13 protein-coding genes and 1 pseudogene are annotated in these 14855 nt (G+C 68.4%); 3 read left to right on the top strand and 11 right to left on the bottom strand.

The genetic code is table 11. From position 1 onward, the window contains the following. Positions 1 to 21 precede the first annotated feature (21 nt). On the bottom strand, positions 22 to 1239 hold the full coding sequence (locus ACWDGI_RS38705; RefSeq protein ID WP_450767365.1) for an acetate kinase: 1218 nt from the start codon (positions 1237 to 1239) through the stop codon (positions 22 to 24). Continuing rightward, a complete protein-coding gene (pta, locus tag ACWDGI_RS38710; protein WP_450767367.1) occupies positions 1236 to 3335 on the bottom strand; it encodes a phosphate acetyltransferase in 2100 nt (699 codons plus the stop codon). The genes ACWDGI_RS38705 and pta overlap by 4 nt, the downstream gene beginning before the upstream one ends. Before the next feature lie 187 nt (positions 3336 to 3522). Here pta and ACWDGI_RS38715 point away from each other — a divergent pair, with 187 nt between their 5' ends. Then, positions 3523 to 4548, top strand: a complete 1026-nt coding sequence (locus ACWDGI_RS38715) for an ATP-dependent 6-phosphofructokinase (protein ID WP_450767369.1) — start codon at positions 3523 to 3525, stop codon at positions 4546 to 4548. Positions 4549 to 4615: 67 nt separating this feature from the next. On the opposite strand, the gene ACWDGI_RS38720 is transcribed toward ACWDGI_RS38715, so the two are convergent. The 4 genes from ACWDGI_RS38720 to ACWDGI_RS38735 all read right to left on the bottom strand — a co-directional run bounded on the left by ACWDGI_RS38720 (position 4616) and on the right by ACWDGI_RS38735 (position 8560). Then, positions 4616 to 5329, bottom strand: a complete 714-nt coding sequence (locus ACWDGI_RS38720) for an XRE family transcriptional regulator (protein WP_450767371.1) — start codon at positions 5327 to 5329, stop codon at positions 4616 to 4618. A 100-nt stretch (positions 5330 to 5429) separates the two neighbouring features. Then, a complete protein-coding gene (locus ACWDGI_RS38725; RefSeq protein WP_360477527.1) occupies positions 5430 to 6260 on the bottom strand; it encodes a carbohydrate ABC transporter permease in 831 nt (276 codons plus the stop codon). A gap of 9 nt (positions 6261 to 6269) precedes the next feature. Then, positions 6270 to 7142 carry a carbohydrate ABC transporter permease gene (locus ACWDGI_RS38730; protein WP_450767373.1) on the bottom strand — a complete coding sequence of 291 codons (873 nt, stop codon included), beginning with the start codon at positions 7140 to 7142 and terminating at the stop codon, positions 6270 to 6272. A gap of 44 nt (positions 7143 to 7186) precedes the next feature. Next, the gene (locus ACWDGI_RS38735) at positions 7187 to 8560 is read right to left on the bottom strand and encodes an extracellular solute-binding protein (protein ID WP_450767375.1); all 1374 of its coding nucleotides are present in this window, start codon (positions 8558 to 8560) and stop codon (positions 7187 to 7189) included. A 132-nt stretch (positions 8561 to 8692) separates the two neighbouring features. Between ACWDGI_RS38735 and ACWDGI_RS38740 the strand changes: the two are divergent. Continuing rightward, positions 8693 to 8854 (top strand): annotated as a pseudogene (locus ACWDGI_RS38740) (pyridoxamine 5'-phosphate oxidase family protein); the annotation flags it as partial. A 4-nt stretch (positions 8855 to 8858) separates the two neighbouring features. Here the strand turns inward: ACWDGI_RS38740 and ACWDGI_RS38745 are convergent. Both ACWDGI_RS38745 and ACWDGI_RS38750 read right to left on the bottom strand, forming a co-directional pair. Further along, positions 8859 to 9050, bottom strand: coding sequence for a hypothetical protein (locus ACWDGI_RS38745; protein WP_450767377.1), 192 nt, complete (start codon positions 9048 to 9050; stop codon positions 8859 to 8861). Between the two features lie 10 nt (positions 9051 to 9060). Further along, complete coding sequence (locus tag ACWDGI_RS38750; RefSeq protein ID WP_450767379.1) at positions 9061 to 9912, bottom strand: helix-turn-helix domain-containing protein; 852 nt, start codon at positions 9910 to 9912, stop codon at positions 9061 to 9063. A gap of 246 nt (positions 9913 to 10158) precedes the next feature. Here ACWDGI_RS38750 and ACWDGI_RS38755 point away from each other — a divergent pair, with 246 nt between their 5' ends. Continuing rightward, entirely contained in the window at positions 10159 to 10635 is a 477-nt protein-coding gene (locus tag ACWDGI_RS38755; protein ID WP_450767381.1) for an ATP-binding protein, read from the top strand. A 270-nt stretch (positions 10636 to 10905) separates the two neighbouring features. On the opposite strand, the gene ACWDGI_RS38760 is transcribed toward ACWDGI_RS38755, so the two are convergent. From ACWDGI_RS38760 to ACWDGI_RS38770, 3 genes are all read right to left on the bottom strand, one after another. Next, complete coding sequence (locus ACWDGI_RS38760; protein WP_450767383.1) at positions 10906 to 12054, bottom strand: HTTM domain-containing protein; 1149 nt, start codon at positions 12052 to 12054, stop codon at positions 10906 to 10908. Further along, the gene (locus ACWDGI_RS38765; RefSeq protein WP_450767385.1) at positions 12041 to 12625 is read right to left on the bottom strand and encodes a DUF5819 family protein; all 585 of its coding nucleotides are present in this window, start codon (positions 12623 to 12625) and stop codon (positions 12041 to 12043) included. The genes ACWDGI_RS38760 and ACWDGI_RS38765 overlap by 14 nt, the downstream gene beginning before the upstream one ends. A gap of 315 nt (positions 12626 to 12940) precedes the next feature. Beyond that, positions 12941 to 14095: an ice-binding family protein gene (locus tag ACWDGI_RS38770; RefSeq protein ID WP_450767387.1), complete on the bottom strand. Its 1155-nt coding sequence runs from the start codon at positions 14093 to 14095 to the stop codon at positions 12941 to 12943. Positions 14096 to 14855 lie beyond the last annotated feature (760 nt).

Genomic DNA, 14855 nt, shown 5'->3' on the forward strand with positions numbered 1-14855 from the left:
TACAAATGGGCGCCGATATGCTCAGCTGTTATTTCTGCCCGCACAGACCAACGCGTAGGTCTGGGTGGCGATCTCCAGTTCCTCGTCCGTCGGCACCACGGCGACGGCGACACGCGCGTCGGCCGGCGATATCAGCCGCGGCCCGTCCGCCCGTACGGCGTTCAGCTCCGGGTCCACAGCCAGTCCCAGCCCCTCCAGCCCGGCCATGGCCGCCTCCCGGACGGGTGCGGCGTTCTCGCCGACCCCCGCCGTGAACGCCACGGCGTCCACCCGGCCGAGCACCGCGTAGTAGGCGCCGATGTACTTCTTCAGACGGTGAATGTAGATGTCGAAGGCGAGCTTCGCCTGTTCGTCGCCCTCGTCGATCCGGCGCCGGATCTCCCGCATGTCGTTGTCACCGCACAGTCCGAACAGACCGCTCCCCTTGTTGAGAAGAGTGTCGATCTCATCCATGGACATTCCGCCAACACGTGCCAAATGGAAAATGACGGCGGGATCCAGATCACCGGAACGCGTACCCATCACCAGCCCCTCCAAAGGCGTGAGCCCCATGGAGGTGTCCACGCACCGGCCGCCCTCGACCGCCGAGGCGGACGCCCCGTTGCCGAGATGCAGCACGATGACGTTCACCTCTTCGGGTGTCTTTCCGAGCAGCCGCGCGGTCGCCCGGGACACGTAGGCGTGCGAGGTGCCGTGGAAGCCGTAGCGGCGGATCCGGTGCCGGTCGGCGATCTTCGGGTCGATCGCGTAGCGGGCCGCCGACTCCGGCATGCTCGTGTGGAACGCCGTGTCGAAGACGGCGACCTGCGGCAGGTCCGGGCGCAGCGCCCGCGCGGTACGGATGCCGGTCAGATTGGCCGGGTTGTGCAGCGGGGCGACCGGGATCAGCCGCTCGATCTCGGTGAGCACCTCGTCGTCGACGACCGTCGGCTCGGTGAAGAACATCCCGCCGTGCACCACCCGGTGCCCGATCGCCGCCAGCTCCGCCGAGTCCAGCCCGAGCCCGTCGCCGGACAGCTCCTCCGAGACGGCCTTCAGAGCCGCGTCGTGGTCGTCGATCGGCCCGCTGTGCTCACGGGTGTCCCCGCTGGTGAGGCAGGTGTGCCTGAGCCGCGAGGTCTGCTCGCCGATGCGCTCGACGAGGCCCGCCGCGAGCCGGCTGCCGTCCCGCATGTCCAGCAGCTGGTACTTCAGCGACGAGGAACCGGAGTTGAGGACGAGGACACGGGTGGGGCTCACAGGGCGGACGCCTTCTCGTTGGAGGAATCGAGGGTCTGGGCCTGGATCGCCGTGATGGCGACGGTCGTGACGATGTCCTGGACGAGGGCCCCCCTGGACAGGTCGTTGACGGGCTTGCGCAGCCCCTGGAGCACCGGTCCGACGGCGATCGCGCCGGCCGACCGCTGCACGGCCTTGTAGGTGTTGTTGCCGGTGTTGAGGTCCGGGAAGATCAGCACGCTGGCCTGCCCGGCGACCTCGGAGCCCGGCAGCTTGGTGGCCGCGACACTCGGCTCCACGGCCGCGTCGTACTGGATCGGCCCCTCGATCTTCAGGTCGGGCCGCCGCGAGCGCGCCAGCTCGGTCGCCTCCCGCACCTTGTCCACGTCCGCCCCCGAACCCGACGTGCCCGTGGAGTACGACAGCATCGCGATCCGCGGCTCCACCCCGAACTGGGCGGCGGTGGCGGCCGACTGGATGGCGATGTCGGCGAGCTGCTCGGCGTTCGGGTCCGGGTTGACCGCGCAGTCGCCGTAGACCAGCACCTTGTCGGCGAGGCACATGAAGAACACCGACGAGACGATCGACGAGCCCGGCCTGGTCTTGATGATCTCGAAGGCCGGGCGGATGGTCGCCGCCGTGGAGTGCACGGACCCGGAGACCATGCCGTCCGCCAGCCCCTCCTGGACCATCAGCGTGCCGAAGTAGTTGACGTCGGTGACCACGTCGTACGCCAGCTCCACCGTCACGCCCCGGTGGGCCCGCAGCAGGGCGTACCGCTCGGCGAAGGTGTCGCGCAGTTCGGAGGTGGCCGGGTCGATCAGCTGGGCGTCCGCGAGGTCGATACCGAGGTCGGCGGCCTTCTTGCGGATCTGGTCGACGGGCCCGAGCAGGGTCAGGTCGCAGACGCCCCGGCGCAGCAGCACCTCGGCCGCGTGCAGGACGCGCGGCTCGGTGCCCTCCGGCAGGACGACCCGCCGCCTGTCGGAACGGGCCTGCTCGAGCAGCTTGTGCTCGAACATCATCGGGGTGAGCCGGCCGCTGCTCGGCGCCGAGACCCGCTTGTCGAGGCCGGCGGTGTCGACGTGCCGCTCGAACAGGCCGAGCGCGGTCTCCGCCTTGCGCGGGGTGGCCGCGTTCAGCTTGCCCTCCAGGGAGAACAGCCGGGCGGCGGTCGGGAAGCTGTTGCCGGGCACCGAGAGGACCGGGGTGCCCGGGGCGAGCCGGGCGGCGAGGGTGAGGATCTCGTCGGAGGGCCGCTCGTTCAGGGTGAGCAGCACGCCGGCTATCGGCGGGGTGCCGGCGCTGTGCGCGGCGAGCGAGCCGACGACCAGGTCGGCGCGGTCGCCCGGGGTCACCACCAGGCAGCCCGGGGTCAGCGCGGGCAGGAAGTTCGGCAGCATCGCGCCGCCGAAGACGAAGTCCAGCGTGTCCCGGGCCAGCCCCGAGTCGTCGCCGAGCAGCACCTTCGCGTCGAGCGCGTGGGCGATCTGGGCGACCGTCGGCGCGGACAGCGCGGGCTCGTCCGGCAGCACGTACACCGGCACCGGCAGCCGCCCGTCGATCCGCTCGGCTATCTCGTCCCGGTCCTCGCGGGCGACCCGGTTGGCGACCATCGCCAGCACGTCACAGCCGAGACCGTCGTACGCCCGGAACGCGTTCCAGGTCTCCGCGAGCACCGACTCGGTGTTCTGGTCGCGGCCGCCGACCACCGGGATCACGGAGGCGCCGAACTCGTTGGCGAGCCGGGCGTTGAGCGACAGCTCGTCCGGGAACTGGGTGTCGGCGAAGTCGGTGCCGAGCACGAGGACGACGTCGTAGTCGCGGGCGACCAGGTGGAACCGGTCGACGAGGGTGGAGACCAGTTCGTCGGCGCCCTGCTCCGCCTGGAGGGCGGACGCCTCGTGGTAGTCCATGCCGTACACGGTCGCCGGGTCCTGGGAGAGCCGGTATCGCGCACGCAGCAGTTCGAACAGACGGTCGGGACCGTCGTGGACGAGGGGGCGGAAGACACCGACCCGGTCGACCTGCCGGGTCAGGAGCTCCATCATGCCCAGCTCCACGACCTGGCGGCCGTCGCCGCGGTCGATCCCGGTCACGTACACGCTGCGCGTCACGTGTGCACTCCGTTTCCTGTGTGGTCCCTGTACGGCCGCATAAAAATCGCCCACCGAGGTGAGCAGAACCCTCTTGACAATACCCCTGACGCCGGATAAGGCGCCCGTCAGGACTTCACCCGGCCGCGCGGCATGAAACAATCGGATCGGCTCACCGGTAACGACAGCGAGCAGGAGACACACCACCATGCGCATCGGAGTTCTCACCGCAGGCGGCGACTGCCCCGGCCTGAACGCCGTCATCCGATCGGTGGTACACCGCGCAGTCGCACAGTACGACGACGAGGTCATCGGTTTCGAGGACGGTTTCCGGGGTCTGCTCGAGGGCCACTACCGCCCCCTCGACCTGGACGCCGTCGGCGGCATCCTGGCCCGTGGCGGCACGATCCTGGGATCGTCGCGGCTGGAGCGGGACCGCCTCCGCGAGGCCTGCGAGCGGGCCACCGACATGGCGGAGGAGTTCGGCATCGACGTGCTGATCCCGATCGGCGGCGAGGGCACGCTGACGGCGGCTCGCATGCTGTCCGACGCCGGCCTGCCGGTCGTGGGCGTCCCGAAGACCATCGACAACGACATCTCCTCGACCGACCGCACGTTCGGCTTCGACACGGCGGTCGGCGTCGCCGCGGAGGCGATGGACCGGCTGAAGACCACCGCCGAGTCCCACCAGCGGGTCATGGTCGTCGAGGTGATGGGCCGGCACGCCGGGTGGATCGCCCTGGAGTCCGGGATGGCGGCGGGTGCCCACGGCATCTGCCTGCCCGAGCGGCCCTTCGACCCCGCCGACCTGGCCAAGATGGTCGAGGAGCGGTTCTCCCGCGGCAAGAAGTTCGCCGTGGTGTGCGTGGCCGAGGGCGCGCATCCCGCCGACGGCACCATGGACTACGGCAAGGGCGAGATCGACCTGTACGGCCACGAGCGCTTCCAGGGCATCGGTACGGCACTGGCGTACGAGCTGGAGCGCCGGCTCGGCAAGGAGGCCAAGCCGGTCATCCTCGGGCACGTCCAGCGGGGCGGCACGCCGACCGCCTACGACCGGGTGCTCGCCACGCGGTTCGGATGGCACGCCGTGGAGGCGGCGCACCAGGGCGAGTTCGGGAAGATGACGGCGCTGCGGGGGACGGACATCATGATGGTGCCGCTCGCGGAGGCGGTGACCGAGTTGAAGACGGTGCCGAAGGATCGCATGGACGAGGCGGAGTCGGTGTTCTAAGGGTGCGTTCGGTTGGAGGTGAACTGCGGGCCGGTGGGGGTTGAGCGCGCGGTTCCCCGCGCCCCTTTCAGGGGCGCTCGTCCTCCGCTCTGTTCCAGAAGTGGGCGACGATCTCTGCCAGGAAGTCCTTGCCCCTGTCCCCGGCTGAATCGGTTGTCGGGACGTTGCCCCAGGCCAGAGTCGCCGTCATCCGGCCCTGGTAGTCCTCGTGCAACTGGCGCAGTACGTTCTCGACCACTCGTCTGTCCAGGGGGACCACCCTGGTCACCGGGCGGACGTACGCCTGCCAGCGGGTGGTGACCGCGCTGCGCAGCAGCTCCGCCAGCTTCTCCTCCTTGCCGGTGACGGTGATGAAGTCCGGCAGGGAGAGACTGAGCAGGTCGGCGAGGACGGCGGACTGGCGTTCCGTGCCCTGCCACTGGTCGTCCTCCTCCATGGCCAGGTAGACGAGGAGTTCCAGGCCCACGGCCAGGGCCACGTCCTCCGGTGCCAGGCCGCGGGCGACGCGATGGTCGCGCAAGGTCCGCGGCCGGCCGATCAGTTCACCCGGGGAGCACCACAGCACTCCCGAGAGCGCGGTGAGCTCGGGACTGCTGGGAACCACTGCCCCGCGCTCCCAGGCGAGGACGAGATCAGGGGTGGCGTACGGCAGCCCGTACGAGACCCGCAGATGGTGGGCCACATGTTCGGGACCCATCCCGAGCGCGGCACGGAGCCTGCGGGCGGCGGGAGCGTTGAAGGGGGGACCTGGCTGGTTCGGCAGAGCTGGGGGTCGGCGCACAGCGCACAAGGTAGGCGCGTACGAGGGCACTGACTACGGTCCGTTCGGCCAGGAACACGGATTGTGGGAACGTACGGATTCGACCGTACGGCCGACCTGTTCATCCCTTGACGGCGCCCCCCAGGGCGAACCCGCCGCCCAGCCGTCGCGCCACCAGGACGTACAGCAGGATCACCGGCGTCGAGTAGATGACGGAGAACGCGGCGAGCTGGCCGTAGGCGACCATGCCGCGGTTGCCGAAGAAGTCGTTGATGCTGACCGAGGCGGGCATCTGGTCCGGCGAGAGCAGCAGCATGAAGGGGACGAAGAAGTTGCCCCACATCATCACGAAGGCGAAGACGGTGACGACGGCGAGCCCCGGCCCCATCAGCGGCAGCACGATCCGCACCAGCGACTGGGCGGAGTTGGCGCCGTCCGTCCAGGCGGCCTCCTCCAGCTCCTTCGGCACGCCGTCCATGAAGTTCTTCATCAGCCAGATGGCGAAGGGCAGTTGCGAGGCGGCGAAGAACAGGATGGTGCCCTGCAGGGTGTCGATGAGGTTGATCCGCACGAACAGGGCGTACACCGGCACCATGATCGCGGTGATCGGCAGGCTGGTCGCGAAGAGGATGGACAGCAGGAACGGCCGGTTGAGGCGGGAGCGGTAGCGGGAGAGCGGGTAGGCGGCGAGGGCGGCGCACACGACGGTGAGCGCGGTGGCGCCGCCGCAGAGGATCAGGCTGTTGAGGAGCGGGGTGTAGGTGATGTCGGGGGTGAGGATCGCGTCGAAGTTGGCGAAGGTGAACCCGTCCGGGATCCGCACCCGGAGACCGGCGTGCGGATCGACGGCGGAGAGCAGCACCCAGGCGAGCGGCAGCACGAAGGCGGCGGCCACGACCAGAAGTCCGAGGTCGGCGGCGAGGCGACGGGAGCGCCGGCGGTTGCGAGGCATCTGTGTGGGTCACACCTCCGTACGCAGCAGCCGCATGTAGACGACCGAGAAGAGCGAACCGACCAGGAGAAGGAGCAGGGCGACCGCTGTCCCGTATCCGATCATGCTGTTCTGGAAGGCCTGCTCGTACATGAACAGGGGGAGCGTCTGGCTCTTGTCGCCGGGCCCCCCTCGGGTCATCACCCAGATCAGCCCGAAGACGGAGAGGGTCTGGAGGGTGTTGAGCATCAGGTTGGTCCCGATGGACCGGCGGATCATCGGCAGCGTGATGTGCCACATCCGCCGCCAGCCCCCGGCGCCGTCGACCTCCGCCGACTCCTCGATCTCGTTCGGTATCTCGTCGAGGGCGGCGGAGTAGACGAGCATCGAGAAGGCGGTCCCCCGCCAGACGTTGGCGAACGACACGGCCAGGATCGGCAGGGTGTACAGCCAGTTCTGGGACGGGAGATGGAGGAAGTCCAGGATCGCGTTGAGCGTCCCCTCCCGCCGGAAGAAGGCGTACAGCAGAAACCCGGCGACGACCTCCGGCAGCACCCACGCCGTGATCACGATCCCGCCGGTCAGCGTCCGTACCGGCTTCGACGCCCGCCGCATCAGCGCGGCGAGCGCCAGCCCCAGCGTGTTCTGCCCGACGAGCGCGGACAGCACGGTGAAGACGAGGGTCAGCCAGACGGCGTTCAGGAAGGCGTCGTCGTGGAACGCCGTACGGAAGTTGGCGAAACCGACGAAGGAGGAGTGCGCCTGGCCGGTGAGCTGGAGGTCGGTGAAGGCGATCCAGGCGCAGTAGACGATGGGCCCGCCGAGGAAGAGAAGCAGCAGGGCCAGGGCGGGGGTGAGGGGGAGGGCACGGAAGAGCCGCCGGGTGATCACGGGGTGACTCACGGACCCGGTCACCGCCGGGCCCGCGGGCCGACTCACCGACTGGCTCACTGGGTGACCACTTGGTTGTCGGTGACGTCCTTGAGCGTCGAGTCGTACTGTCCCGCCGCCTTGTCCACGGACGCGTCACCGGTGGTCACGCTCTCCATGGCCTCCTGGACGGCGGTGGAGACCTTCGGGTAGGCCGGGTAGGCGGGCCGGTAGTGCGTGCTCGCGACCAGATCCGTGAAGAACTTGATGCCCGGCTGGGCGGACGCGTACGACGGATCGGCCGCGACGTCCTTCCGTACCGCGATCCCGGAGTTGGCGATGTACCACTTCTGGGCGTTCGCCTTGGTCTGCATCGTCTTGACGAAGTCGAAGGCGAGGTCGGGGTTGCCGGCCTTGGCGGGAATGGACCAGGTCCAGCCGCCGGACATGCTCACCTTGCCGGGGGCCTGCCCGTGCTGGGTCGGCATGTACGCCAGGCCCAGTTGCTTGGACCAGTCGGCCCACTCGTGCCCACTGCCCTTGTTCCAGTCCTGCGGCAGCCACGACCCGTCGAGGTCGATGCCGAGCTTGCCCTGCGGGAGGAGCTCACCGCGCACGGCGGTACCGAAGTTGGGGTCGAGGGCGTCGGAGACGTCCGGGCCGAGCTTCTCCTTGTACACGGTCTCGACGAAGGAGAGCGCGTCCTTGAACCCCTGACTCCCGGCGATCCACTTCTTGCCGGTCCTGTCGTACAGCGGGTCGCTGGTCCCGTCATTGGTCCCGTACAGCAGCATCTCGAAGCCCTGCATGGTGGCGGCCTCGCCGGCGGGCTTGCCGGTGTAGACGTTGAGGGGCGTGACGCCGGGGACCTTCTTCTTGATGGTCCGGGCGGCGGCGAGCACGTCGTCCCAGTTCTTCGGCTGCCAGTTCAGGGGCAGCCCGGCCTTCTCGAACACCCGCTTGTCGAACCACAGCCCGCGGGTGTCGGTGCCGTCGGGGACGCCGTACGTCTTCCCGTCCTCACCCTGGGCCGCCGCCTTGGCGGTGTCGATGAACTGCCCCCAGTCGCTCCACTTGTCTAGGTAGGAGTCGAGGGGCTTCAAGTACCCGCTGGTGATGTCGGAGTTGATGAGGAAGGTGTCCTCGTAGACCAGGTCGGGAGCGGTCCGGGGGGACCGGAGCATCTGCTGGAGCTTCGTGTAGTACTCGGAGTCCGGGGCCTTGATCGGAACGAGCTCGACCTTCTTCCCCGGGTACTCCTTCTCGAACTGCTTCTTGATGTCCGCGAGGTACGTGTCCATCACCTTGATGGAGTTGTCCGTGGACTGCTTGAAGGAGATCTTCACGGTGTCGGGACTGCTCCCGGACCCGCTGCCGCACGCGGTGAGGGATGCGGCGGCGGTGACGAGGGAGAGGGCAAGGATGCTGACGGCGGTGGGGCGCACGGGCACGACCTCCTCGGCGGCCACTGCGCTGTGGCCTGGGGGTTCGTCTCTTGCCGAGTGAAGGTAAGTGGAGTGGTCTAGTCAGGTCAATGAGTCTGCGGGGGTTTGCTGGCCGAGGGTGGGGGTGAGGATGCCCCCATGTATTCCGTGGACCGGACAGGCGCGTTGGACGAGCACATTCGTGAGCGGCTGCCGGCGCCGAACTTCTGGCATCTCGCGACCGTCGGGCCGGACGGTGCGCCGCAGGTGTCGCCCCTGTGGGTGGACCTGGAGGGCGACCACGTCGTGGTCGACGCTAGCGGGGTCAGAGCAGATGGTCGGCTCTGCCGGCCTTGATGTCCCGGATGAGCGTGCGGAGGGCTTCGCGGGTGTCGGTGAGGTACGTGTTTTCCTGACCGGCGACGGCTATGTAGGCGTTGCCTTGGGGATCGGTGCCCAGGCGGAAGCAGTTGGCGCCCTCGGTGCAGAACGGCTCTTCCCAGGTGATGTCAGGCACGGGTAGCTCCTCAGAGGTTGTGGGCGATGGCCTGGATGAACTCGCGTGAGGCCTCGGGTGAAAGGGACGCGGCTTCCATCCAGTCCAAGTGGGCTCGGTACTTGTCGAGTTGTGACTGGCCGTGGGTGAACTCGGGGCCGTGGGCGGAGTCCAGTTCCACGGTGTCGAGCTGGGGAACCGGCCCCTCGGCGTAGGTCACGGCTTGGCCGGCTCCGGGGAACACGCCGACTTTGAAGGGGATCACGCGCACGTTGATGTTGTCACGCTCGGATGCGTCACACAGGTGGTCCAGCTGTCCTCGCGTCACCTTGGCGCCGCCGAACTCCATGCGCAGGGCGGCCTCGTGCACATATCCCGTGTACGTGATGGGGTCTTCGCGGAAGAGCACCTGCTGACGCTGCATACGCAGGGCCACGCGAAGTTCGACCTCTGCGGCCGACAGGGGCGGCAGCGCGGCGGAGAACATCGTGCGGGCGTAACCGTCGGTCTGGAGCAGGCCCGGCATGATCAGGGACAAGCCGACGCGGACGCTCTTGGCATGCCACTCCAGCTCCGCGATGTCGAGGAGCCCTGCGGGGAGCTGGCCCCGGTACGCGTCCCACCAGGTCCGCTTGCGGTCGCTCGCCATCTCGGCCAGCGCGTCGACGTACGCCTCGTCATGGCAGGCGTAGTTGCAGGCGAGAACCCGCACGCGCTCGGGGGAGATGGCGCGAGCCCCTGCTTCCATGTTTGACACCTTGGTGCGGTCAAGCCCGAGCAGACCGGCCGCGTAGTCGGTGGTCACGTCCGCCGCGATCCGCATCTTGCGCAACTCGGCGCCCAGTCGCCTCTGGCGCTCCGTGGGCGTTGACCTCGGTGGCATGTGTCAGTTCCTCCGTCGGTTGTGGCGCCAGTCTGCCTCCCGAGCGCGGGCCCGGTCCACCTCGATAGTGGCAATCCCGGCGAGTAGGTGGCAAAGAGCCCCCTCGTATCTCTACAGTCGGTGATGGGTCGCTTACGAATCGACGTCACCGGAAGTGCATCGCGCGAGCCTGCCCGGGTTCGCGCGACAGGCCACCGGCGGTGTCGTGAGGTGTCTCAAGTCGCGTCTATTGAAGAGGAGTTACTCATGGCCACGCCCTGTCCCATCGTCACGGACGACGTCCCGCAGGTGGCGGCGCCCTCCCCGGACACGCTCACCTACAGCTTCACGCTGCCTGCGGGTGCCGCCAGTTGCCGGGTCGCGCGGGCGGCCACGCGGGTCGTACTGAAGGTGCATGGGCTGGAGGACATGACGGACGCGGCCGTGCAGGTGGTGAGTGAACTGGCTGCGTGCGCTTGCCGGTTCACGCCGGGGGAGGACGTGTACGTGTCGCTGCGGTACCGGGAGGACGCGCTGCGGGTGATCCTCTACGACGGGCACCCTCGGCATCGTCACCCTCGGGTCGCCGCGGCCTGCGAGGTGCGCAGGCGGGCCGCGCTACGGGTGCTGGGGTGCGTGGTGCGGGCGTGTGAGGGGGAGTGGGGGTTCGGAGAGGGGCGGGAACCCGGGGGCGGGACGCGAATGTGGGCGGTGCTGCCGGGGTGGGGGGCTCGGGGGTGGTGAGGGGGCTTGGTCAAAACCTCCCACACGACGAGCCCGGGCACCGCCGTCCGGGCTTGCGGCCGACCGACAGACCGGCACGGAAAGTGGGTCTGCGCGCTGGACGGGTGAGGCTGCCGGACCCGGGACCCAACCACGGTGCTCTACCCGGTCCGGCGGCCCGGAGCGCGACGCCGAAGGCATCTGCGGACCCTGACGAGGGCTGAAAGCCGTGATGCACCGGACGGTCGGCGAGTTGGATTTCCGGTCGTGCAGCCGCACCAAGTGCCGGCCTCAGTCGCTATGTCCCGACTGCGGAGGTACCAGTGCGCCCTCTGCGGGGGTCGGAGTCCGTGCCCCCCTGGCGTCGGCCCACGGGACAACTCGCCGCGCCAGCTGTCCCAAGTACCGGTAGAAGCGGTCCGGAAGGAACACGGCGTCCGCGACGATCATCGCGCCGGAGAAGAGCGGCAGGCCCAGGAATACCGCGATACCCACGTGCATACCCAACAGCGTGGTCAGAACGGGGTACTTGAGCCTGCCGAACAGGACGAACGGGAAGGCCACCTGCAACAGCACCGTCAGGTAGCAGGTGATGGCGATCAGTACGTCGTGATCGTCCGCCATGGCGGAGAGTGCGGGCCAGGGCTGGAACAGGTCGAGATTCAGGGCGTAATGGAGGGCGGTGCCGTTGCCCCAGGAGGCGCCTTGCACCTTGTACAGGCCCGCGGATCCGTAGAGGAAGCAGACCTGGGCGGCGATGACGAGCATGCCGCAGTTGTGCAGCACAGTGATCACTGTCAGGCGCGCGTCGCGGAGGTGGCGTCGCAGCTCGCCGGATGCCTGGTCCAGCGGAAGCCGGACCGTCCCGCCGGCGGATGCCCGGAGCCGGGCCCTGCGCGCGTCGAGGGACCAGCGTCGGCCGCACGCGGTGACGACGAGGTAGAGGGCCATGAGGAGGATGAGGTTGTCGCCTCCGTCCGTCATGAAGATCGCCCTGGCGTGGAACGACGTCACCACGACCGCGAAGAGCACGGACATCGCTCTGGTCCGCCAGCCCAGCATGAACAGTGCGGAGATGACGACGGCTGCCGCGTAGCAGACCTCGAAGTAGGCCCGGCTGTCGGACAGGGTGAGGATGCTGGCCCAGCCGGTCTGGTCGAAGAGCTCCTTGGCCAGTGCCGGCGTCCACGGTGAGCCGGGACCCCAGATCTCGTCGCGGTGGGGAAACTCGCGCAGCAGGAAGGCGAAGTAGAGGAACCCGTACCCGATGCGCAGAACCGCCACGGCGTACAGGGAGATCGGCTGCTCCAGCAGGAGGGTGAGGAGCACAGCGACACGGGCCGGCATGTGCCGCGGCGCCTGTGCGCCCGCCCGTTCGGTGCCGTGTCCGGGGCGCTTCGGCGTGGTTGCCGGGGCCGATGTCTGCTCAGCCTGTTGCATGGCGGGCCGCCTTCCACCAGGGCAGGTAACGGGTGTCGGTGGGCCGTGGTGGGGCCGTGCCGGGACCGGGGCCGCCCGCTGCGGGCGGCGCGGTGATGGGCAGGGTGATCACCCGCAGTTGGATGGACTCGAATGCGCTGTGGCGATGGGCGGCGAGGCGCTCCGTAGCGATGTTGCGCAGGTATTGCTGGATCATCAGAGCGCGTTGTGAGCGTGGATGGTCGTCGCCGCCGTGTGTTTCGACGTAGGAAGTCCAGGCCCGGCGCAGCATGTTCTGTGCTGTGTGGCTCGGGAAGGGATCGTGTTCCACTGCGGCTGTGTCGACGGCGGTCAGGTCGAACCAGCCGCTGACTACGGAGGTGCCGTCCGGGGCGGTGTGCATGGTCCTTGCCGAAATCTGCCGGTTGACCGACTCCGGGTCCGGGGCGAAGAGCCGCCAGTTCTGCTCGAACAACGGGAAGACCCAGGCGTTGACCTGCCGGCTGTACTGCCGGGAGACGGGATTCGGCGGTGCCACCTGCAGGAACACCAGGAGCACATGCATCAGGGCCGCCGCCAGGCACAGGACCACGGCGACTTGTACTCCGGCCTTCAGGACGACGGGCGGCTCTGAAGACGCTGGGAACGCAGTCGTTCTCCCGCTCCCTCTCTGTACGGTCGGCCTGGCGCCCGCCTGGTCCGATTCGTCAGCATCTGCTGACGCAATGCCACCCCGCACGGCCGTATCCGGTCCTTCCGTCCCGACTTCTCTCACCTGGTTCTCCTGACCTTCCGCCTGCGGCGTGCGGCGGAATCGATGACGATCCGCGCCGCACGCCACCCGTCCTACCCGCGCACGTGGGTGGCTGCCTGCGAGCAGTCACCCCGCTGGAGTGGGGCGCGCATGCTAGGCAGGGTCACAGCCGTAGCCGTCGTCCTGGCCGGGCTTGTCGCCATACTCGTCGCCGTACCCGTTGTGTTCGGGTTTGCAGCCATGGCCGTTCCCACCGGAGGTCCCACTGGAGGTGCCACCGGTGGTGCCGGAGGTGGTGGCGCCGGTGGTGCCGGTGGTGGTGGCGCCGGTGGTGCCGGTGGTGGTGGCACCGGTGGTGCCGGCCGTGGTGGCACCCGTGGTGCCGGCCGTGGTGGTGGCGCCGGTGGTGCCGGTGGTGGTGGCACCGGTGGTGCCGGTCGTCGTGGCACCGGTGGTGCCGGTGGTGGTGGCGCCGGTGGTGCCGGTGGTGGTGGCACCCGTGGTGCCGGCCGTGGTGGCACCCGTGGTGCCGGCCGTGGTGGTGGCGCCGGTGGTGCCGGTGGTGGTGGCACCGGTGGTGCCGGTGGTCGTCGCACCGGTGGTGCCGGCCGTCGTGGTGGCACCGGTGGTGCCGGTCGCGCACTGCGGCCGGGTGATCGTGTTGGTGTCCAGCGTCACGGCACCGTTACGGGCCAGCGCCCGCCCCTCGATGGTCGCGCCCGTGGTGGCAGTGATCGAGGTCATGGCCAGGATGTTGCCCACGAAGGCGCTGCTGGTGCCGAGAGTGGCCGAACTACCGACCTTCCAGAACACATTGCACGGCGAGGCGCCGTTGATGAGGGACACGCTGCTGCTGGACGCCGTCGTCAGACCCGAACCGATCTGGAACACCCAGACGGCGTTGGGGTTCCCCTGGGCGTTCAGGGTGAGGGTGCCGGTGAGCCCGAGAGTGGTGGAGGCTGTGTAGACGCCCGGAACCAGCTCCAGGCCACCGGCGTCCGGGGGAAGTGCCCCGTCGGAGGGCTGCCCGGCAGCGTCGTCGTACGCCGTGATCAGGTCGGTCTGGGCGTTCTGAGCCACAGTGTCCGCAGAGTGCTGGGTCCCGTTCACCACGGCGGGCGGCCCGTATCCGGTGATGGACGTTCCCGGAGACACTCCGACATCCCCGGTGATCACCGAGGGGCCGGTGTTGGTGGTTGCCGAACCGGCCAGTACCGCGAAGCTGTCCGCCCTGCCCAGATCTACAAACGTGGCGAGGGCACTTGCCTGTGTCGGCGACACAGCGACTACGACAGCGGAGATCACCACGGCAAGTACCGCCGCGATCCATACCGACAAAGTGCGCCGCAGAGGCGCGACAGGGATATTGGGCGTCATCGAAGGGCCAGCTCCTGTGAGGGGATGGAGACATATTCGGCGGTTCAGTCACAAGGAATCGCCTGTCTGTGCCCCTGGCATATTACGCAGGCGCATCCTCCAACTTGCAACTCATGCGCGTGGTTTCGTCCAACCTGGCGAGCCGATCACAAATGCTCAGAAAATTTTTAATAGGCTGAATGGTCGTTCCTGCTTGGTCGATACGGCGACGCGGTGACGTCACTTCCCAGGTCAGCGCGGGCAGCAAGGAAATTCATACATCCGTACCCCCTCGGCCGATACCGTCCCCACCCGATACCCGAGGCCTCACCGGCGTGTTGAGCAAATGAGCGGCTCCGCGATTCTCTCCGGAGAGATTCGTATCACTGGCAGAGCGGAAGGAGTACCGCAAGAAGATCATGAAGGCTTTGCGTGAAGCCAGGGAGGGGAACCGTTTTCTCCGTGTCACCGGAGCGGTACTTTCCCGCAACCCAGGCGCCCGCGAAGAGGACTTCATTACAGCCTGCACCCATCTTTCGGTGGGATCTGATCAGTTGACCAAGTCACTGGCAAGGTCGCCCTGACGCGCCAAGGCCTTGGCGCATCGAAGCGCCGAGGAATAAGAGCGCGGCTGACGTCAGTGATCATTTGGAAGGGCGGCCCATCCACCGGCAGACTGCGGCGTATGAGATCCACGACGTCGCCCTTGGCC

The sequence above is a fragment of the Streptomyces sp. NPDC001220 genome (assembly GCF_053597895.1).